The organism is Pedobacter sp. N36a (assembly GCF_014472395.1).
In the GTDB taxonomy this organism is placed as follows: Bacteria; Bacteroidota; Bacteroidia; order Sphingobacteriales; family Sphingobacteriaceae; genus Pedobacter.
The window spans coordinates 580,206-602,137 of sequence record NZ_JACSZW010000002.1; the positions used below are offsets into that span (position 1 = coordinate 580,206).

The 21,932-nt window shown below is 40.9% G+C and carries 16 protein-coding genes and 1 riboswitch; of the genes, 3 read left to right on the plus strand and 13 right to left on the minus strand.

Going from position 1 to position 21,932, the window contains the following annotated elements; translation table 11 throughout:
• Positions 1-15: 15 nt before the first annotated feature.
• The 8 genes from H9X96_RS06230 to H9X96_RS06265 all read right to left on the minus strand — a co-directional run bounded on the left by H9X96_RS06230 (position 16) and on the right by H9X96_RS06265 (position 9,718).
• Positions 16-882: a hypothetical protein gene (locus tag H9X96_RS06230; protein WP_255431019.1), complete on the minus strand. Its 867-nt coding sequence runs from the start codon at positions 880-882 to the stop codon at positions 16-18.
• Positions 883-959: 77 nt separating this feature from the next.
• On the minus strand, positions 960-1,142 hold the full coding sequence (locus H9X96_RS06235; protein WP_187665445.1) for an RNA polymerase sigma factor: 183 nt from the start codon (positions 1,140-1,142) through the stop codon (positions 960-962).
• An 85-nt stretch (positions 1,143-1,227) separates the two neighbouring features.
• Entirely contained in the window at positions 1,228-2,706 is a 1,479-nt protein-coding gene (locus H9X96_RS06240) for a serine hydrolase (protein ID WP_187665446.1), read from the minus strand.
• A 58-nt stretch (positions 2,707-2,764) separates the two neighbouring features.
• A complete protein-coding gene (locus H9X96_RS06245) occupies positions 2,765-3,952 on the minus strand; it encodes an acyltransferase (RefSeq protein WP_187665447.1) in 1,188 nt (395 codons plus the stop codon).
• Between the two features lie 190 nt (positions 3,953-4,142).
• Positions 4,143-5,144, minus strand: a complete 1,002-nt coding sequence (locus H9X96_RS06250) for a YafY family protein (protein WP_187665448.1) — start codon at positions 5,142-5,144, stop codon at positions 4,143-4,145.
• Positions 5,145-5,147: 3 nt separating this feature from the next.
• On the minus strand, positions 5,148-5,438 hold the full coding sequence (locus H9X96_RS06255; protein ID WP_187665449.1) for a helix-turn-helix domain-containing protein: 291 nt from the start codon (positions 5,436-5,438) through the stop codon (positions 5,148-5,150).
• 178 nt (positions 5,439-5,616) lie between these two features.
• Positions 5,617-8,133 carry a heavy metal translocating P-type ATPase gene (locus H9X96_RS06260; RefSeq protein ID WP_370576715.1) on the minus strand — a complete coding sequence of 839 codons (2,517 nt, stop codon included), beginning with the start codon at positions 8,131-8,133 and terminating at the stop codon, positions 5,617-5,619.
• Between the two features lie 277 nt (positions 8,134-8,410).
• The gene (locus tag H9X96_RS06265; protein ID WP_187665450.1) at positions 8,411-9,718 is read right to left on the minus strand and encodes a DUF5074 domain-containing protein; all 1,308 of its coding nucleotides are present in this window, start codon (positions 9,716-9,718) and stop codon (positions 8,411-8,413) included.
• A 92-nt stretch (positions 9,719-9,810) separates the two neighbouring features.
• Positions 9,811-10,000, minus strand: a riboswitch (cobalamin riboswitch).
• 183 nt (positions 10,001-10,183) lie between these two features.
• Between H9X96_RS06265 and H9X96_RS06270 the strand changes: the two genes are divergently transcribed.
• On the plus strand, positions 10,184-11,959 hold the full coding sequence (locus H9X96_RS06270) for a restriction endonuclease (protein ID WP_187665451.1): 1,776 nt from the start codon (positions 10,184-10,186) through the stop codon (positions 11,957-11,959).
• A 93-nt stretch (positions 11,960-12,052) separates the two neighbouring features.
• On the opposite strand, the gene H9X96_RS06275 is transcribed toward H9X96_RS06270, so the two are convergent.
• Positions 12,053-12,469, minus strand: coding sequence for a hypothetical protein (locus H9X96_RS06275; RefSeq protein WP_187665452.1), 417 nt, complete (start codon positions 12,467-12,469; stop codon positions 12,053-12,055).
• A complete protein-coding gene (locus H9X96_RS06280; RefSeq protein WP_187665453.1) occupies positions 12,466-13,023 on the minus strand; it encodes an RNA polymerase sigma factor in 558 nt (185 codons plus the stop codon). The genes H9X96_RS06275 and H9X96_RS06280 overlap by 4 nt, the downstream gene beginning before the upstream one ends.
• A 113-nt stretch (positions 13,024-13,136) precedes the next feature.
• Here H9X96_RS06280 and H9X96_RS06285 point away from each other — a divergent pair, with 113 nt between their 5' ends.
• Positions 13,137-13,481 (plus strand): DUF6249 domain-containing protein, encoded by a 345-nt coding sequence (locus H9X96_RS06285; protein ID WP_187665454.1) that lies wholly within the window; start codon positions 13,137-13,139, stop codon positions 13,479-13,481.
• A gap of 107 nt (positions 13,482-13,588) precedes the next feature.
• Entirely contained in the window at positions 13,589-16,024 is a 2,436-nt protein-coding gene (locus H9X96_RS06290; RefSeq protein WP_187665455.1) for an outer membrane beta-barrel family protein, read from the plus strand.
• 90 nt (positions 16,025-16,114) lie between these two features.
• Here H9X96_RS06290 and H9X96_RS06295 read toward each other — a convergent pair whose 3' ends face one another.
• The 3 genes from H9X96_RS06295 to H9X96_RS06305 all read right to left on the minus strand — a co-directional run bounded on the left by H9X96_RS06295 (position 16,115) and on the right by H9X96_RS06305 (position 21,924).
• Positions 16,115-18,535, minus strand: a complete 2,421-nt coding sequence (locus H9X96_RS06295) for a family 20 glycosylhydrolase (RefSeq protein WP_187665456.1) — start codon at positions 18,533-18,535, stop codon at positions 16,115-16,117.
• Positions 18,536-18,772: 237 nt separating this feature from the next.
• Positions 18,773-19,528 (minus strand): hypothetical protein, encoded by a 756-nt coding sequence (locus tag H9X96_RS06300; RefSeq protein WP_187665457.1) that lies wholly within the window; start codon positions 19,526-19,528, stop codon positions 18,773-18,775.
• Between the two features lie 71 nt (positions 19,529-19,599).
• Entirely contained in the window at positions 19,600-21,924 is a 2,325-nt protein-coding gene (locus tag H9X96_RS06305; RefSeq protein ID WP_187665458.1) for a glycoside hydrolase N-terminal domain-containing protein, read from the minus strand.
• Positions 21,925-21,932: the final 8 nt, after the last annotated feature.

Genomic DNA, 21,932 nt, shown 5'->3' on the forward strand with positions numbered 1-21,932 from the left:
ATTATAGATTTTAAATTAACTAGACTGATAATGGCTATCATGATTCAGCAGACCTTTAACTAGGGCTTTCCATTGTGGATAAGAAAATCCGATTTTGGCGCCCCAGCCAACAAAAGTATTACGGACATTATCCAAAGGATGATCCGTGTCAGTATTAGGAACTTCATTTCTACCATGTTCTTCAGCATAAATGGTCCGGCCAATACGCTTCACCTGAAAAGTAGAAGTCGCTTGATCAGTTAGAAAATGTGCCGTATCTTCCCCCTTATTCAAGGGATTACCAGAGGGCCTGGCCGTCATACTTAAGACTTCAGCATCAGCTATAACCTCCGACTTAATTTCTTCAATTGTCACCCAATCATATCCATTGCCAGTTTTTGTTCCCGGCCCGGGGATATCAATTTTAATTCGATCTCCATCAGTAGCCTTACGATGAACTGCAACGCCATCCGCATCAGTAAGGTAAAAATCGGAAGAGCCAGCACCAGCAAATTCAGCCCATCGATTCACATCCAGCAGACGCTCCTTTACAATTTTATAAAAATGAATTGCTTCAGCTTCCGAACTCATCTCTATCTTTTCCACAGCATCCATTTTCGACCCTATTTCCTGAGCAGGCAGGTGAGCAGCTCCCGGATCACTAACCTTTTGATTTTTTTCCATGACATCTATTGATTTAAGATCCTTTCGTATTACCTCCAACTTAACACTCTGCATAACAGAATGTTTCAAACGAGAAACAATTAAGACAACTACCGACTCGCCGTTCTTATCGATGAGCACCGTTATCGCTTCCCAAGTATTTTCGGCAGATAATTCAATAAAACTGATCTGTGGATTTTCCGAGGAGACTAGTCCTTGTACCCATAAACTTTCGTCCATATCAATGCCAAATACGATGCCACACGATACAGGTAAGCCGCAAGACTGCTTTTGACTACTAGTTCCTCTCTTTCGTTCTAGATGCCTGAGAACAACTCATGAACCACCTCCTGAGCCTCTTCCCTATCCCGCAATCGCTGATAAGCATGAACGTACAGCTCGTCGAAATAACGGTTGTAAATCATCGTATACGCGGCAGCATTTCCTTCTTTTAAGAGAGCGATTAATTCCTTATCAGAAAGTAAAGTTTGAGTCAGCACTACCGCCCCCCAGCTATAATTAGAACCATAAAACAAATATCACCATAGCACATCAACAAGCAATCCTTGCTATAAAATAAAGAATCTATCCTGTCTTCTCAACTTTTCTACCGTTAGTATCTGTAAATCCATTGACAAAACCATTTGCATCTATGGAGAATTTATAATCCACAGCCTTCTCGGTCATATAAAAATCAACATCAGAAGTAAAATACAGCTTACTTTTCACCGGAGCATTTAACCACAATTCACCCTGTTCATTTACAATTTCGACCGGTTTACCGTACCACATATAAGTGCCCAGGTATTTTTTCATCACCTCATCAGTTGGCCTGATCGTCTTTTTTATGCTGGGCTGATAAAAGTCTTTCCAGCCATAAGCAATACTGACACTATTAAAGATTTCTCTGGCAATGCCAGGGTTTGCGGAATTGGTCATCACCACTACCCCATTTCCATTTTCAAAACTTCCGATATACTCATCTATAAATCCGGTAGTTCCACCGCCATGGGTAAAGTACTTTTCCTGTCCTTTTTTCTCTATAAATACACCTAAAGCACTCTCATCATCTATGTAGGGAGTTAGCCTTAATTTCGTGCTTTCCTTAGAAAGGACTTTATTCGATTTTCCATTTAAGGACAATTGTGTTTCAATGACATACTTGGCCAGATCAGTTGGCGTGCTCCAAAGCGAAGCTGCTGCCTGCTCCGGATAAATGTGGTAATTCCCTTCCACCATCTCTTTACCGTTTTCTAAATATCCGGAGGCCAGCAGACTGTTTTTGCTTTCCGCTGGAATGGGATTAAAAAAGCTCTGCGTCATCCCCATGGGCTTCAATACTTCCATCCATAAATAGTCCTCATACTTCTTTTTGGTGATATCCATCAGGATCAATTGAGATATGGTGATTCCCCCACCCGAGTATTCTGCCATTATTCCCGGCTCATACATCGAACGTACAGGCTCCGAATTTGCAGGTTTTTTACCGTCAAGTATCTCATAAATCGAAGGAACTTTTTCTCCTTTTTTGTAGCCATAAAAGCCATGAACAGAAACCCCTCCCGTATGACTCAGGAGGTTGGCCATACTAATCTTTTTGTTTTTTGATAAGGAGTCGTATGGGAATTTCCAGGTATTCAAATCGTCATTGATATCTGCATATAAATCCAGTTTTTTGTCCTGAACTAACTTTAGAATAGCAACTCCATTTAATGATTTACTGACCGATCCAGTCTGAAATATAGTGTGGGTAGTTACCGGCTTCTTTTCCGCCGCATTGGCCCAGCCATAACCTTTTGCCCAATCAATTTTATAGTCTTTTATGACCACGATACTTAATCCATTCACATTGTACTTCGCCATTCTCTCCGCAATAGTATAACTGCGGGAATCCTGATTCATTGCCCAGGGAACTAGGCCAGTTTCTACTTGTTGGATTTTCTCAGCTGCTGATTTTGAAATTGGCGAAGCCGATTGTGCAAATAATTGCACAGTACTGGAACCCTGAAAAAAGAGAAGCGCAGTCAAGGTAAAAGAAACCGTTTTTAAGGTCATGTATTTCATGCTATTTAAAATATCGAAATTGCAAATCAAGTTTTGTAAATCCTATAGGGATACCTGCTTATTTTCCCCAAATCCGGTTTATAAACTTCCTACTGGGCCCTTCTACCCATCGATAGGTAACATAAGAGATTAGAATGAGTAAGAGCAGGTAAACCGCACAATAGCCCAGCCCAAGAAAAAAATCAATATTCTGTTTGCCTCTGCCTATTCCTACCGTGCCAGGCAGGTATGCGCCATGTGAAAATGGCTCTTGCAGAAAGATTTGCATCAGGTATACCGAATAAGAAATATTCCCTAAAAACTGCATAAATTTCAGGTTACAGAAATCAGCAATCTTACCGGTGTTTGCCGTAAAACTGAGTACAAGGATGGCGAATAGGAAAACTGTAATTCCATCATTCAGTGCATAATGTAAAGAAAGTGTGATCGCCGCAATAATCAGCAGAGAGACTATATCAGAAGAAAATGCCTTCCTAACGCCCTGCAATTGGTAAAGCAGGTAAACGAGTACACCTGTAGTAAACCCAGCTATTCCCCGAATATAACCATAGTCGAATGTGGTATTCAGGTTATGAGGAACTGGTATCGCAGGATGAATAGGATTTACCCGTGGCAGTACATACATAATTGAATAATAGGCCAGTATGATCATTATGCCGAACAATAGCACAGCAAGTGCTTTTTTCCTATTTATAAAAAATGCTATTAGTGGAAACAAAAGGTAGGCGGCAAATTCTGCACTGATGCTCCAGGAAGGAATATTCCAGGAATAAATATGCGTAAAGCCAAAGGAATGCAACAGCAGGATATTCGGTAAAATATCAGCTGGCTGTTCAAGGATAATCGGTGGATTGCCCCAATCTGTAACCCAACGTACAATGACGATCAGCAGCAGCAATGAAAATATATGCAGTGGATAGACCCTCGCAAAACGCGCGACAAAGAACTTTTTCAGGGTATCTGGCTGTATTTTATGTTTAAATTCGCTGCTGTAAACATGCATCATAATAAAGCCGCTCATAATAAAAAAGAGATCCACCATCAGATAGCACTTTTCAAAAAACATGGATTGGGCAGCAGGAACAAAGCGTGCAACCGCCATTTCAAAATGAAATATGGCCACCAGCAATGCAGCGATGCCACGTAAGGCGGTTAATGAAGAAAGATACTCGACTTTATGAGCTGTGGTTTGAAAGGATTCAGCACTATTCATCACTGGTGGTTGGTTAAGTGTTTGGTTATTCATCGTTTAGTATGGTCGTAAAAGTTACTATTTTTTTTCATACTATAAAATGATTTTCTCAGAGATCTTATGGAAGGAACTACCTATTGGATGGCAACTTAACCAGAAAAACCATTGAGGCCTTCCCTGAAAAGGAACTTTTCGAATATTCCATTGGAGGCATGCGTTTTTTTGCCAACAAGACAAACCTATTTTATCCAGCCATAGTTTCCGATTCCAAGACCGCCTCAGGAAGTCCTAAACTCGCGATTACTTTCATCGCCAGCTGCTGGACTTGTACTTTCAGTGATTCTGGCTCCAGTATTTCAGCATAATCGCCAAACATCATATACCAGCGGGCAAAACCTTCATCAGTACCTGAGGCCATAAAGGTCATCTCCATCTGGTTCCCCCGATCCTCCTCAGCTACGAAACCATAATAGCTTTTGTTGCTTTTTATATATTTACCAATCTTTTTATCTACCAGTATTCTGACCTGGATTTTCCCCTCCGGGACACATTCTTTGCTGCGCAGCTGCTCCAGGGAATCATGTTCTTTCCCGTAAGGTATGTCTGTACGGCGAATCTGAACAATACGGTCGGTGCGGAATTGCCTATAATCTTGTCGTAGGTGACAAAATCCTAAGATGTACCAGTAGTTGTGTTCATGGAACAAGCCTACAGGCTCAATCGTCCTTTGTCCCGGCTCCTCAGCGGTGAATGCCTGATACAGCAAAGCCACCTGCTTTTGCGAGGCAATCCCTTCCATAATGATTTCCAGTGCATCCGGGATGTTCTTATTGAAAAGTTCCTGATAAGGTTTAACGAGAATTTGGGATTCCAGCGCCGTAATCCAGTCTTTGTCCTTGTTCCGCAGCACCGATTTCACTTTGAACATAGCCGAACAGAAATAAGCACCCAGCGTTTTGTCGGTCATTTGCTGCATGAGTTTTTCGGCGGCGACAAAACTTCCTGCTTCTTCACGCGTGAACATAACCGGAGGCAATCGGTAGCCTTCCATGATTGAATAACCGGTTCCTGCTTCCGACAAGATCGGCACGCCTGAGCTCTCCAGGCTGCGAATATCCCGGTAAATGGTACGCAAGCTGACCTGAAAACGATCCGCCAGCTCCTGTGCTTTTACCACACGGCTAGACTGCAGCTGGATCAGGATGGCTACGATTCTATCAAAACGTTTTGGGCTTTCGTCAATCATCTTCTAATTTAAATTACGGTAGTCATTTGGCGACATACCTGTTCGTTGTTTGAATACTCGGGTAAAATGCTGCGGATATTTGAAGCCAAGTTCATAAGCAACTTCGCTGATGGATTTCTCCCGATCAAAGATCTTTTCTTTTGCCACATCTATCACTTTCAACAGGATATATTCCTGTGCAGATTTCCCGGTTTCTTTCTTGATCAAATCTCCGAAATAATTAGCGGAAAGGTTCAATTCCGCAGCAGAATAAGCAACGGAAGGTAATTCTAATGTTTTAGATTGAACGCGCAAAACATATCAATACCGCTGATTTATATGATAAAGCGATCAAATTGAACATCAGCATTGCTCCAGGAAGGATGTTTACCTTACAAAATCAGTTCAACAACTGCATGAGGTTAAGTTATGGATTACCCTGGAATGAAAGCACCCATCAAGCCATTAAGACGATAGGTGCTTTATTATAGAATCAATCAATTTTAGCATTTCTAAGCCTTAAGGAGTTTAGAATCACCGACACAGAGCTAAAGCTCATGGCCAATGCCGCAATCATAGGTGAAAGTAAGATCCCAAAAAACGGATATAAAAGGCCTGCTGCGACCGGAATCCCAAGCACATTGTAACCTAATGCAAAAAACAGGTTCCCTTTGATATTGCCCATGACTTTATGGCTCAGCAATCTGGCTTTAGCAATCCCATTTAAATCGCCCTTTACCAGGGTAATTGCAGCGCTTTGAATAGCGACATCTGTTCCGGTGCCCATTGCAATCCCAATATCCGCCTGCGATAATGCAGGAGCATCATTAATCCCGTCGCCAGCCATAGCTACCATTTTACCCGCAGCTTGTAGCTTCTTGATCTCATTCAATTTATCTTCCGGAAGCATCTGCGCTTTGAATCCATCCAGATTTAAGGTCTGACTTACCGCTTTTGCCGTGTCTTCATTATCGCCGGTGAACATCAAAACCTGCAATCCCTCCTCTTGTAACTTGCGGATTGCGGCTGCACTAGTGGGTTTAATCTGATCAGAAATAACCACAAAACCTATAGCAAATTTCCCTACCGATAAATAGGAAACTGTTTTACCCAGTTTTTGTTCAGATTTTACCTGTTCATTCATTTCAGTCGAAATTTCAGCACCTACATGCTCCATTAACTTCTGATTGCCTAAAGCAAGGTGCTCAGTTCCAAGTTTTCCAATAACGCCTTTACCCGTTACGGCCTCAAAGTTAGCTATGGGTTGTATAGCGACCTTCTTTTCTTCCCCATAACGAAGCGTTGCTGCCGCTAGTGGATGCTCGCTGCTGCTGTTTAAGGCAACAATTCTTTCTAAAACATCCTTTTCGCTATAATCCGGATGAACACTGCTTACTTTTTCTACAGATGGTTTTCCTTCTGTTACTGTTCCTGTTTTATCAATGATGACGACATCAATCTTATTCATTTTCTCCAGGGACTCTGCGTTTTTTATGAGGATACCCGACTGGGCACCTTTCCCTACACCGACCATCACCGACATCGGCGTGGCTAAACCAAGGGCGCATGGACAAGCGATAATCAATACTGCAATTGCATTTACAAAAGCATATACATATGCGGGATCAGGGCCATAGATTGCCCATACGGCAAAAGTTGCGAGGGAAATCAATACCACAACCGGCACAAAATATCCAGAGATTTCATCGGCCAACTTTTGGATTGGTGCTTTGGAGCGACTTGCAGCATTGACCATTTCTATGATTTGAGAAAGCAAGGTTTCTGAGCCTACTTTTTCGGCCAGCATAACAAAGGTTTTATTCCCATTGATCGTTCCTGAACTCACTTTGTCACCAGGATTTTTCTCTACTGGCACAGGTTCACCGGTGATCATGGATTCATCAATAGTGACTTCCCCCGTTTTGATGCTGCCATCCACAGGAATCTTCTCTCCAGGTTTAACACGCAGTAGATCTCCTTTTTGAATGTCATCAATGGATACCATCAGTTCTTTTCCATCCACAATCTTTGTAGCGGTATTGGGTGCTAATTTTAAGAGCTCCTTGATGGCAGTATTGGTTTTTCCGTGTGCTCTGGCTTCCAGGAGCTGTCCTAATAACACAAGGGTCAGGATCACTGTTGCCGCTTCAAAATACACATACACTGTTCCGTGATGGGTTTTGAACTGATCCGGAAAGATATCTGGGAAAAGCATGGCGACAATGCTAAACAGCCAGGCCACTCCTGCTCCGATCCCAATCAGCGTGAACATATTCAGCTTCCAGGTCACAATTGACCTCCAGGCGCGTTCAAAAAACATCCAGGTCGCATAGAACACGACAGGTAAAGAAAACGCGAATTGAACCCAGTTCCAATATTTGAGGTCCATCAGCTTGAATAATGGATTATTAGGCACCATTTCTGTCATGGCAATGATAAAAATAGGACCGGTGAAGATCGCAGCGATCTTAAATTTGCGTGATAGGTCTTCGTAAGCATGGTCTTCCGCCTCGTCATCCAGTCCCATAGGCACCAAATCCATTCCACATATAGGACATGCTCCTGGTTGATCACTAATGATTTCCGGGTGCATTGGACAGGTGAATTGCGAGGCCTTTTGTACTGCAGGCTGCTTTAAAAGATCCATACCACAGACCGGACAGCTGCCGGGTTGATCATAGGTCTTTTCTCCTTCACAGTGCATCGGGCAATAATATACCCCTCCAGCCCCATTAACTTTAGGTGCCGGGGATACCTGAGCTGCTTTATGTATATGTTCTTTGCCAGAATGCGAATGATGGCCTGCCATTTTAATCTTATAATTCCCTGCAGCCGATAATCCTTGCTGCAATTTTTCAGTTGGAATAGGTGTCTCCATCGTAATGACCGCTTCTGCAGGTTCCAGGGTGACTGTTGCTTCTACTCCATCAATTCCATTTAAAGCCTTTTCAACTTTAGTTCGACAACCATCGCAGGTCATTCCGGTAATTTGGTAAGTATGCGTCATCATAGGAGGATAATAAGATTAGTATTAAAATATCAACAAAATGCCCGTTAATATGTTTTCTGCAATAAAACACGAGCAGTTTTACATTTCAGGAAGAAACAAACCTAGAGGAAAGCTGCCCATTAAATTTATATAATTCGGTGGTTTTTTTACATAATCGGTATCCGTATCGATTGAGCTCCCGCTGTAATTATCCTCAAATTTCTGATCACATCATCACAAAAAATCCCCCAATAAGCGGCTAACTTTTTGGGGGATTTTATATTTAATCAACGTTTATCTATTGAGGGAAAACAATATCAGTAATCTGATATCCTGCTTTCTTCACTTCTTTCCTAAGCTTTCCGCTTTTATCAAAGATGAAAAGCTTACTGAATGGCTCTCCTCCCGAGAATATCTCCGGACTATCAGCAACATAAAGTTCTCCATTTTTAGGGTTAACTTTCCAACTGGTGGCAAATATGATCCCAACATTGGCATGATCTACAAATTCCTCTGCTGTTTTAGTACGGGTATTAAATCTACAGATGACGCCTCTGGAGGTTTCCTGCCAGTATAAATACTCATCTTTTCCACCTGAGGTCAGAACACCATTGGCAGGAACTTTGAAATTAACCGCCAGCTCTACAGAATCTACACCTTTATTGCTTTTGTCTAATTTGACAAATTTGGCTTTATTGGCGGTGCTTCCCTGAACACCTACCCAATAGCTGTTGTCGCCAGTTTTGACTACTCCGGCTACATTTTCTTTATAGGTATTCAAGACCACTACTTTGCCACCTTCTACTTTTATCAGCTGTTTCCCAGCTCCGGTAACAATAGTCTGATTCACCGTATTAATAGGTACCAGCGATACTTCTTTACTTCCTTCCAGAATCGTTGAGCTAATATTTTTATTTGTTAAATCAACCGTGTACAGACCTGATTTCCTACGGTTAGTTACATTCACATAGCCTGTTTTTCCATCTGTTGTAGCAAAATAGGTCACCTCACTTGCACCAGATTTATTAACTACATAGTTTAACTTCATGGTTTGTGCATCCACAACGCTCAAGAAATTTGGTCCTGAAGAAGAAGTGATGTAGTATTGGTTATTGAAGTAGTACAGATTGTTTGCTTCTGGTGATAAAGATGCGCCTGGGTTAGCTCTTGAAAAAATGTTCAGCTGAATGGTTCCATCCTCATCCATGTGAGATAAACCGGAATTTCCAAAGCCAGTTTCATCCGTAAAACTTAACAATAAAACCCCATCTCCATAAGGTCCTAATACTTTTACACGATAATTCAGCGAGGTTTTACCTTTATCATTTTCTACGCTAAACTCGATGTTATAAGTTCCAGGTTCGGCTTTTTTAAAGGTATAGGTTGCAGTATTCGCTACTTCTTTTCCGTTCTCTACCCATTGATAACGGTTGGTTTTACCTATGACTTGAGGTGCCAGGATCAACTCTTTGTCTGCCTTGATGGTGATTAGACTGTCGCTCTCCGACTGATAAGTTAATCTGGCGATTTCTGTTTCTTCTTTTTTGCAGGATACAGCAAGTATACCCAGGCAAAACATTGCTACTATGGTTTGTTTTATATTCATCTTCTGCTTTAAATCACAGCAAAGGGAATAATAAAGAACATGGGTACCCCAACAAAGCGTATCCTCATTCCAGCTTCAATCCCCGAAAGCTATGAATCATAAATGCTAAAGGCAGGTCTTCTGACTTGCTCCCCTAAGTACGGTCTTCCCATTACGTGAATAACAGTGACCTTTAATTGTACCTCGGTTAAGGAGCTTACAGCTGCGGGACAGTTCTGGATTTACACCAGATTCCCTTTTAATTCCGGGTGTATGCCGGAAACCAAAAGCGCCGCAAAGATATAAATCTAACTGAATAATTCGCATGGTAAATATATCTGGCACTTTTACCGTCATCAAATTTCTTTTTCCTTCAAATTCTATCAAAAATTCCTATGATCAAAAATTTCCTTTTTTCATAGGGCTACTCCTCTTTTGTACTGAAATAAAAATTTGACTACCTTCGGTTAAAAATTAATTGCCTCTATGGATAATCGTCAAATCACAATTATATACCGAAATGAAACACTCGGTAGTAGAACTTACCGAATAAAATTCATTGCTGAAGTTACCCACAAAGGGCTCAACGACTATAGAGTTTTATCTTCAGATGATTCAGCGATATTGCAGAATAAAGTGAATGCTCATGTTGTTAAATTAGAGGAGAAGTGGCAAAAAGTTATCCAAAGAAATCATATATTCAAAACCAAGGAAGAAATCCAAAGAAATGTAGAAAGCAGGAATAGAGAGGCTCAAGATCTTATGCAAATGGTGGATAGCATTTTACACCATACTTTAAATATCAATGATACGATTGATTGGGAGCAATTAAAAGATAAATCAAGATACAATGTTCCATATCCCGAAGATGAATTACCAAAATTAATATCGTCAATTCGCCTGCCTACAAAACCAGTACTTTCCACTTACACGGCTCAGCCAGACGCCATAAAATTCCAACCTAAACTTACTTTCCTTGACGGATTAATTAAATCTAAAAAAGATGCAAAACTTCAGGAAGCGCAAAATTTGTATGAACGTGCTATAAATGATTGGAAAAGAAAATGTGAATTAATTGACCAGGCAAATCATAGACTAAAACAGCAATTTGAAGATGAAAAATTAAAATACGAAAGAGATGTCGAGTATTTTAAGAAAAAAATTGCTAAAAAAGTGAATGAATGGCAAATTGAAAAAGCTGCTTTTTTAAAGCAGCGTGAAGAATCAAACTATAAAATAGCACTTCTTAAAGAAGCATATTTGAAACATGATACTGCTGCAGTCATCGAGTATTGTGATCTAGTATTAAATAATTCAACGTACCCAGAGGACTTCCCGCAGAACTTCGAACTTGATTACATACCGGAAACTAAGATTTTGATTGTTGAATATTCACTTCCATCAATGGATCAATTACCCTCCATTAGTGAAGTAAAAGTTGTTAAAGGAGAAGCGAAGGAAACTTACCTATCCGAAACGCAACTTCAAAAAATATTTGACTCCACCATGTACAAAATCACATTGAGGACACTGCATGAGCTCTTTGAAGCCGATTCCATCAATGCGATTGACGCCATTACATTTAACGGATGGATTAATTCAATTAACAAGGGTACTGGTCTTAGAGAAAACAACTGCATTCTTACCATTCAAGTAAAAAAAGAAGAATTTACATTAATAGATTTAAGACATGTAGATCCAAAGACATGTTTTAAAAATTTAAAAGGCGTTGGTAGCAGTAAACTCAGCGGTATGACTGCTGTGGCCCCTATACTACAAATTAATAAAAATGATAGCAGATTCGTCAATTCTTATGACGTCGCAGATTCTTTAAATAATACAACAAATTTAGCTGCTATGGACTGGGAAGATTTCGAACACTTAATTAGAGAAGTATTTGGTAAAGAATTTAGTTCAAATGGTGGTGAGGTCAAAGTAACTCAAGCGAGTAGAGATGGAGGGGTTGACGCAATTGCATTTGATCCAGACCCAATACGCGGTGGTAAAATCGTAATTCAGGCGAAACGATATACAAATACTGTAGGTGTTTCGGCAGTAAGAGATTTGTATGGAACAGTCATGAATGAAGGCGCTACAAAAGGGATTCTGGTCACTACGGCTGACTATGGTCCAGATGCTTATGAATTTGTAAAGGGAAAACCGCTCACATTAATGAATGGTGGAAACTTACTATATCTACTGGAGAAACATGGACACCGGGCACGAATAGATCTAAAAGAGGCCAAATTACTTTCTAAGTAAAGATTTTTGGGGAAGAGTTTGACTTTAAAGCGACTTACCTAAGGATTCAGAAGCTACGCTTCCCTTATGCGTTCCGGCAAGTCTTCCCGAGCATTACGCCATGCGTTCTTTTACGAATTTCTGATCCAAATAGAGGATGCTTAAAAACACCAGTGTTCCCAATACAATTGCCCACTTAAATTTCAGTACCACCACAAGGAATTGATCGGCAGCAGATTCATTAATGGTTTGCAACAATCCATAAAATAATAAAAAGCTAACGGTAAGCGCCACAAATGCAACCAGGTAAAACCTAAGATCCTTTTTACGGTTCAATCGGGCCTGCAACCGTTTTTTAACATTTGCAGCGAAACTGAAGGGCAAACCCTCCTTGGGCTCCTCTTTCAACTGCTCAAACAGAAAACGGTATTGCTCCAGATTTTCCTTTTCATGATCACTGGACAATTCCGCAGGGAAATGGAGATTCTCTTCTAATAAGCGCTGTATTTCCTCCTCATTTAGTAGTTTCATAATGGTTCGTTTTTAAAGTCTTTCTCTATTTTTTCTTTCAGCAGTTTTCTTGCCCGGAACAGGTTGCTTTTTACAGTTCCCTCAGGAGTACCAGTAATCTGTTCGATCTCCTTACAGCTAAACTCATTCAAATGGTATAAAGTGATCGCGGTTCGGTATGGTAAGGGCATTTGAGCGATCAGGAGATTGATGTATTCCGAGATGTTCTTTTTACTGAATACCTGTTCCGGGCTTTCCTCTGTAAAATGGTACTGATCAATGTTATCCGGATATTCGGATTCAAAGCCCTTTTTATACTTTTTTAGGTAATTAACGGCAGTTAAATAGGCTATCCGAGCAATCCAGGTGGAGAGTTTAGATTCAAATTTAAAATGCGGCAGACTTTTATATACCTTAATAAAAACTTCCTGACAAATATCTTCTTTATCCTGGAGGTCATATACTAGGCGGTTAATCACAAAGAATACCAGTTTTTCATGCGCTTTGACCAATTGCTCAAAAGCCTGGAAATCTTCCTTCATTATCCTGGATACAATTTCCTTATCGTTGAGCATATTACAGTAGTCAGCCGTTAATAGTATACGGTTGCAAAAATTAATAAAAAATACTTGCAACCGGAGTATCTCTTTTATTGACTACTGTATCAAATCACTATCAAAACATTATCATGAAACAGCTACTTCCATTTATCATCGTCATCTTGTTTTTTGTCATTATCGCAATTTTAATCATTGCCATGCTGAATTACAGGCTAAAAAAGAGAATCCTTGAGGCAGGACCGATAAATGAATCTACTGTCCAGATGTTATCAGCCTTGGCCAGCTATGGTACAGAAGCTTTGAAATGGGGTTTAATTCTGTTTTTTGCAGGCCTTGGCCTCATTGTCCTGGAGTATATACCTTTTAGTGGAGTAGATTCTCCATTGCCTTATGGTGTCCTGACCATCTTTATTGCGATTGGCTTTTTGACCTATTATTTAATTGTACAGGCTAAAAAAGGAAAACAACCATAAGCCCAATTCCTACCCATAAGATTTATTAACCATACCATGAATTGTGTATCAGCGCAATAATAGAATTGGTATGCCCTATTTTTTTCCTCATAAATCCATCCAAGCTCATGAAAAACAAGCTTCAACCATTCTTTACACTGTTCCTCATCAGCCTAATTCTACTGATGCATAAAATCACCTTTGCACAACACATTGCCCCTACCTACCCAATTTCTGGTCAAATAGTCGATTCGATTAGTCAGCAACGAATGTCTATGATCACCATAAGATTGAAGAATGATAAAAATGAACAGCTGAATGCATTGGTCACAAAAGGCGGCGGGACCTTTAGCTTTCCGGCATTACACGGAAAATCCTATTGGATCAGCATCACTGCAATTGGATATCAGCAAAAGGTGATTTCTATCGCAGGATCAAATAAGGGAATAAACCTGGGTATCATCCTGCTCCAACCGCAGGTTAATTCCTTAAAAGATGTTGCCATCATTGCTGAGCGGCCGATCATCCAGCATAAACCGGATCGCATTATCTATGACATGCAGGCCGATCCAGAAAGCAAAGGCAGCAGTGTGTTAGGGATGCTGCATAAAATTCCTTTTCTCTCATTAGATGGCAGCGATCAGCTTTTATTAAAGGGTAATTCGAGCTATCAGGTCATGATCAATGGCAAACCTTCCAGTATGGTGAATAGCAAGCTCACAGCCATATTGAGAAGTATGCCTGCCGCTACCATTCAGAAAATAGAAGTCATCACCACTCCTCCTTCGAAGTATGATGCAGAAGGTCTTGCTGGAATCATTAACATCGTTACCAATAGAAAAATAAGTGATGGCTACAATGGCAGTTTAAATCTGAATGGCAGCGGCCCCGTCGCCGGACCAGGTGCAGGAGGCTCATTTACGGCCAAAGTAGGTCGGTTTGGAATCTCCGCGTTTGCCGGAGCGGGTATATTCGACAATCCGCAAACCAGTTTCCAAAACACGCGGATAAGTTCAGGTCATAGTTTGTCTACGCTTCGACAGCATGGATTTAGCGTTTCAACTCAACGCAACGGCTATTTTGGCACGGAACTCAGTTATGAGATCGATTCTCTGCAACTCATTTCAGGTCAATTTAATACCAATGGCAATCGTACAAAAGGAAATCAAAACATAACTGCCATTTTAGCTGAAGAAAAAAGGGCCGAACACCAGTATGATTTCGCAAATCAACATACGGATCATGCTTACGGGACGGATGCTGCAATTAATTATCAATTAGGTTTTAAATCCACAAAAAACCAATTCTTTACCCTTTCTTACAGATACAGCAGCAATCCAGGTGACCAGTTTATGAAAGCAGACTTTTCAAATCAGGTAAACTACAACGCCCCAGCCTACCAGCAAAATGGCCAGCAGCAATTTAAAGAACAGACCGCTCAGCTGGATTTTACAAGCCGTGTTAAAAAGATCAATATTGAAACAGGTTTGAAAGCCATTTTCAGAAAAAGTGAAAGTGATTTTGAATACCACGCATTAGACGAACTATCCATACCATCTGAGCCAGTTCACTCATTTTCTGAACAATATCGGCATACACAAAACATTTTTAGTGTGTACAACGCTTATCAACTGGCATTGGACCGATGGAATTTTAGCTTAGGTCTTCGATTTGAGCATACCGTAATGCGGGCAGATTTCTTATCGTCAGGAGCTGTTACGGATCAAAACTACAACCACCTGCTCCCTTCTATCGCAATCGGTAAAAACTTTAAGAATGGAAACAGCATCAATTTCGGATGGTCTCAAAGGATCAGACGACCGGGTATCAACAGGCTGAATCCTTACACTGACCGATCAAATCCAAATATTGAATCCACAGGAAACCCAAACCTTCGTCCGGTACTGATGAACAGTTTACAAACAGGTTTTAGCAGCAATAAAAAACTATCAGTAAATCTTTCGATCGACTATTCCTTTATGAACAACCTGGACCTTAAGATCAGCAGCTATGATCCACTTAATGAGATCACGACTACCACTTTCGCTAATGTGGGCAAGGCCAAAAGTTTAGGTATGAATTTCAACTTTGCATACCCCTTCACCAAATGGTATCATTTGGGCATCAACGGTCAAGTCATGTACTTGTGGCTATCAGGGCCAAGTGATGGGGTTAAAATCGATAACAATCGCTGCACGTATTTCCTATCCCTATCTAACGCATTCATTATGGCCAATGGCTGGCGGGTAAATGCAAATTTGAATGCGATCAGCCGCAATCCAAATGGTTTGCAAGGGAGTTCAAATGGGCTAATCAGTACTGAAATCGGTGTAAATAAGCAACTGATTAGAGATAAACTGGGATTTGCGCTAGGCTTAAAGAATCCATTTACGAAATATCGTACCGCCAGCAATGAATGGTTTGGCCATAACTTCCAGCAATTCAGCAGCAGTCAGGAGTATTTCCGGAGTTTCCGTGTGAGTTTGAATTACAATTTCGGTGGCTTAAAAGATGGATTAAAGAAAAGTAAAAACGAAATCAGGAATAATGATTTGTCTAACTGATGGGAGTATCCAGATGGAATATAAACACAAAGGCGCCCGAGTCAATTGACTCGGACGCTCCCCCAATTTTTTAATACTGAATACGTGTTTTTATTTAGAAACAGATCCCTTACTCAAATACGCTTTACTGATCTCTTCATTGGAAAGCATTTTATTAAAAACTTTCAAATCGTCTACCGCACCGGAGAAACCATTTTTCGCAGCGCCCAAGATTTGTAATGGAAACACCAATGTTTCTACTTTGAACATTTTTGCTTTAGTATCAGGGAATAAGATTTCCTTACCCGTCATCTTCTCCTGAAGTTTTCCATTGATGTATAAGGAAGTTCCTTTATGATCACCGCTGATCACCACTTGTGTCCATTCATTTAATGGCAACTGGTAGTTGAACTCATAATCCATCCCTTCCCTGGAGAAGCCAAACTTTTGAGATTTAGTCGAGGATTTAACTACCCCATTTTCTGAGCTAAATAAGATCCGCTCGCCCAGCGAGTTTTGAGCTGGTTTTAGCCACATAGAAACGGTATAACCATAACCAATCTCTTTAAGCGGCAGTTGCAGGAAGCTATTCTCGCCTGATAAAACCAATGCATTTCCGTTGATCCCTTTGGTAACATTTACCTTATTTTTAACCGCAGATCCCCTTTTATAGCTGGATTGATCTTTAAATTTTGAATCCTCAAAAGTATAATTCAACACTAGAGAATCCTTTCCTAAAACATAACCAGCTACGTTAACACCCGGTCCTTCTTTAACTCCTTTACCTTTAACCAGAAAATCTTTAAAAGGAATGCTGTCTGTTCCCGCCCACATCTTTTGGGATAAAACCTGTAATGCAGGGAAAACGCGATCATGAACATCTTTCTCCGTAATTCCATTGCCAGCTGGCGACTTATCATTCCACACGGCAAACATTCCTCCAATAACAGCCGGATCCCCAGCCTGGAAAGTCACATCGCCAATATTTACGGGCTCCCATTTTCTGTACAAATTTGTTAAGTTCAGGTAATCATAGTAATAGCCTGCGGCCGGAACGATGTATAACCAACCATCAGGAGTGCTGATTTGCGGATAACCTAGTTTTTTCATTGCTCTTGGTTCACCGTAGCCATTGTACCAGGCATTCATCGCCACCCCCTTAACGGCCACAGGGGTTGTCCCTTTTGCATGAGACAAGGCACCCCAAACACGAACATCTTTTCCAAATCCCTGTGCATATTTGATAAAATAATCCGTAAAGTACCTGAATTTTTCTGCTTCTTCTTTTGCGTATTCATCAGTACCAATGTGGACTACCTTCCCTTTAAAAACTGGATTTGGGCCCTCCAGGTATTCTTTAAATATATTACTGACAATCTCGTAGGTTTTAGGATGATAAAGATCCAAGTGATCCATTCCATACTTTTTACTGCCAATTTCGGGCAGAATCCTAGTGATGGCTAAAGAATGCGCTGGCACATCGATTTCAGGAATAATAACTACGCCATAATCATCGGCCATATCCTGAAGCGCAATAAATTCTTTCTTTGTATAATGTCCATCTTTAGCCGTTAGCGATGGATAAGTTGTACTTTCTAAACGGAAGGCGGCATATACATCTTCCCATTTGTTCTTAAAGTAGATTGGAAATCCGTTGTCATTTAAGTGAATGTGAAATTCGCTCATTTTATAATAGGACATCATTTTCACATATGCTCTCAAAAAATCTATGGTAAAAAACTTTCTTCCTACATCCAGTACTAATCCTCTGACAGCATATTTAGGATAATCCCTACTTTGTCCTTTTACGATTTGGTGATTTAAAGGATCCTGTTCCAGCAATTGCAGCAATGTCCTTGTACCCCAGATCGCCCCTTTTTTATGCAAAGCATTGATCTGAAGGTAATCCCCAATGATCAATTCATATCCTTCTTCGCCCAATCCTCTATCAGAACTGTTCAGCGCAAGTACAATGTCACCGGCAGCAGGCTTCCCTATTTTGATTTCCAAAGCAATATTCATTGCTTTCAGGTCTTTCTGCAATAAATCAGCGATTCCTTTTAAAACGGAATTCTGGTCTGCCAGGACAATACGGCTTTTCTTTTTCAATTGAAAATTACCTGTTGCCCCATGCCATTCTCTTAAGGCTGGAATCACAAAAGGTTTAGCATTGATCGCTTTTCCCTGGTCATTGAACTGACCTGGCACTTTTAAAGTGATGGTTTGCATATCCATAGTCACCTGATCACTTTCCCGTTTCAGCTGATAGAACAAAGAAACGTCCACATTTTCCAGTGGCATGAAAACCTTTCCATCAGCATTGATGACTGTTAAGCGATCAGTTCCTTTTAAAACGGCAGAAAATCCCTTAGGCACTTTAAGTTTAGGGATTGCAGTATCTCCAGATTTCAGAGCGGCGGAAAAGGCCACCTGTTTTCCAATTTCTCCAAACAAGACACTATCGGTCTGCTGGGCAAATACCTGTCCGCCAAATAAAAAGGCACAGGATACCATTACGTATAGTTTTTTCATATTCATATCTTAGGTTTCGTTGAAAAACAGTGCATCTCTACACCGTTCCAGCGCATATACTTTAAGAAGTCTCGCACTTCTTAAGGGTTCAATATATCGTCGCTTACACAATGCTAGTAAAATATCAGGCATTAAGACGACAAATGAACGCACTGAAATCGCACAAACGTTTGCGCTAACGTAGTTTGCCGTTAATGACGATTCAATGGAAACCATAAACTAGGATAACCTAAGTGCTTATTTAATTTTAGCGGGGCCGATCTGATAATATCCTTTACTAAATTTCAACACACTTTTGTTCAGCTTGATTTTTACAACCTTCTCTTCACACTCTTCAGCTTTCTTATAGGATTCAGTATTGGTGATTTTGCTATTGAGGAGTAGGTCAGCGTAGCCATTCGTTTTGGTATTGGACACTTCAATAAGGGTCTTTTTATTTTCAAAAACTCCAGCACAACGCATATCCCACTCGCCATTGTATTGCTCCAAAACTAGCTTGTCGACCACTTTAATCAAAGTATTGCCCTGTTGAATAAACAAAGAGATCGTGTTCTGGCTATAAGGATTTGGGGCAGAACTTCCTGCAAACTGTGTGGTGATGCCAAAAGCCCTGGTCTGCGGATTTAACCGATAAGGCGCTGTGTCTATTCCAATATCCTCGAGACGAATCGCATCTGATTCCCAATATCCTTCCTCATAATACTGCTGTAAGATCTTACCCGTTCTTAACTCCACCACTAAAATGTAAGCATCCATTGTATAGGAACTTCCCCCATCTTCTTCGCTCAGCAATACGGGAATACTGACGATCATTTTACCAGGGTCATTTGGCATCGCTTTCGTACGGATAAATTCTTCTTTAGTTTTGGCAATTGGTATCTTTAGTTCTTTCAAAACCTGGCGAATCAATAAGCTATCCGCCTCCTTAGATGCAGCCCAAACCTCTAGGTAAGAGCTCATACTGAGCAGCAATATTAAAAGGTGTTTTTTCATAAATCATCTCTTATTGAGCCGTTCCAAGTATGAGTATCGGACAAAGCTGGTACTAAAATAGCATAACATTCTTAGAATGTTGCTTTCAAGGTCTGCCCTTTATTCAAAGTCACCTCATAAACCTCTCCTATTTTAGTCACAGATTTAACATTCCATACTGGTTGAAGCCCATTAAAATTATCCTTAATCCGGAGCTGACCAGTCCTGCCTGCAGTAATGCGGAAGCTCGTTGTTCTGTTGTTTTTACGTACCGCGGAAACCAGGTGACCACCTTCTGCCCTAAGGTCCGTAAAAGAAGCGTCTGCCCATTTTTTAGGCATCGCCGCAAAAATACGGATCAGGCCGGTATGAGGATCTCCAGGCGTAGCACTCCAGCTTTGCATCAACATTTCATGTACTGCCTGCGAAGCCAGGAAGTTACCTTCCAGCGTAAAAGGGCGGTAAGTAAAACCCGAATAACCACTCTTAGTTTGATCGCCATTTACATGGAAACCATTGCGCAATACAAAAGCTTTAACGAAAATATCCAGGTTTTTAACCGCCCCTTCTCCATCACCTATCCTTGCTTTCAGACCGCTCATCCAGGAGAAAGTATAACCTACCCAAGATCGGGTGCCTAATTTATCCCAGTTTTTCAAACTAGCTTCAATTACTTTTGCATCTGACTTACCAGCTTCATTGTTGATCAGATTGAAAGGATAAATTCCGATGATATTAGATAAATGTCTGTGGCTTTCGGTCAATTCATATTTTGCATCTAAAAGTAATGTGCCATCATCTTTCGTATGGAAATCACCTAATGCAATTGCCGCGTCTCCCCATTTCTTCGCCTCTTCTTTTTTGCCCATTTCTCCAGCCATTTCCTTTAAAGACAGGAACAGCATTTTTAAACTCATCAGGTCATAATTACTATTGGGTTCTAACCATGCCTTCGGACTATTATCGAAAATTTCCGGAGAAGAAGAAAGCGGCAGTTTCAACAAGCCATTGCTGTCTTTTTTCAATAAGCCTAGCATACATTCTCCCACTTCTGAACTCCATGGATAAGCCTTTTCCTTCAGGAAAGTATCATCAGCGGTATAAAGCCAATGTAAATAAAACAGGTGTGCACTCCAAGCACTCATTGTTGGCGACATACTATATTGCCCCCATCCACCTAATGGCTGACCAGAATAGGACATTACACCCGGGCAAGCCAGACCTTTCGTGCCATAAAAATCTCTCGCAAAATCCCTGAAGAAATCTCGGCGATCCCAAAGGAAATTCAGGTAAGACGCCCCTTCGTCGAACCTTCCAGATTGCTGATAAGCCATATACGTCATCTGCGTATTCAGGTCGTTATGGTAATCCCCTTTCCATGGTGGTAAAGTGCCATTATCTGCGGTCCACACTCCTTGGAGTGGCATAGGAGGAGCATTTAAACGAGATGCTGCACCATAAAAATACTGCACCAGGTTGTATTGTTTCTGAACCGCTGTATCTGGAATCTGCACACTCGATTTCTTCCAAAAATCTGCCCACCACTGTACATGAGGTTTGCGCATCGCCTGATATCCCCTATGTAAAGCAAGGGCACATCGCTGACGAGCCAATGCCAAAGGATCCTTGCTATCGGCTGTAGAAGTGATGCTCAAAGCAATCAGCGTTTCTTTATTAATTTTCTTGTGCGCTAGATATACACAGTATTTTAAACCCTCGGCAGCTTCCTGGATGTACCATTCGGCATGATCTGATTTTCCTTTTATCGCTTCAGCGTAACCCAATTTACTGACAGATCCACCGCTACTTGTTCCACCCTCTCCTTTTACGGTTTTCCGATACACTTCCATCGGACTAAATAACTGAATCGCATCCGGCACTACTCCTCTAATAGACAGCATCGCGACCGGATCTTTAGCACTGTAAAAAGCATGCATTTCGACACCGGAATTGAATCTTGCTACGCCTTCTGCCGTTGCTTCCAGCAATTCAAAGTCCTTCAGAACTTCTCCTTCAGGGAATCTAAATTCAATCCTTCCAGCTGGCAGTTTAGTTGGACTTACACCATTGTACGCTTCATCCCACCAGGAATTTACCGTATTAAATTCCTTTTGAGCAATAAGTGCGGCTCCCTTATGATAAGTATGTTTTTTCCACCATTCTTTCTCTCCATGAGTACGCTCGTCCCATAAATCACCCCTATCTAAAGAGAGTTTGACGGTGTTGTTCTCTCCCCATAACAAACCACCCATCAATCCATTACCTAGTGGCAATGCTTCATCCCAGGTCACTACAGGTGCTTTAAGTACGAGATTATATGCGGGTTTAGGTAAGACTGCCTGCTGAGCGCTGGCCGACAGGCCCATGCAGAGATTTAAGATCAGGAAACTGGTTTTAAAGATATTAGGTTTAAACATTAGGGTTT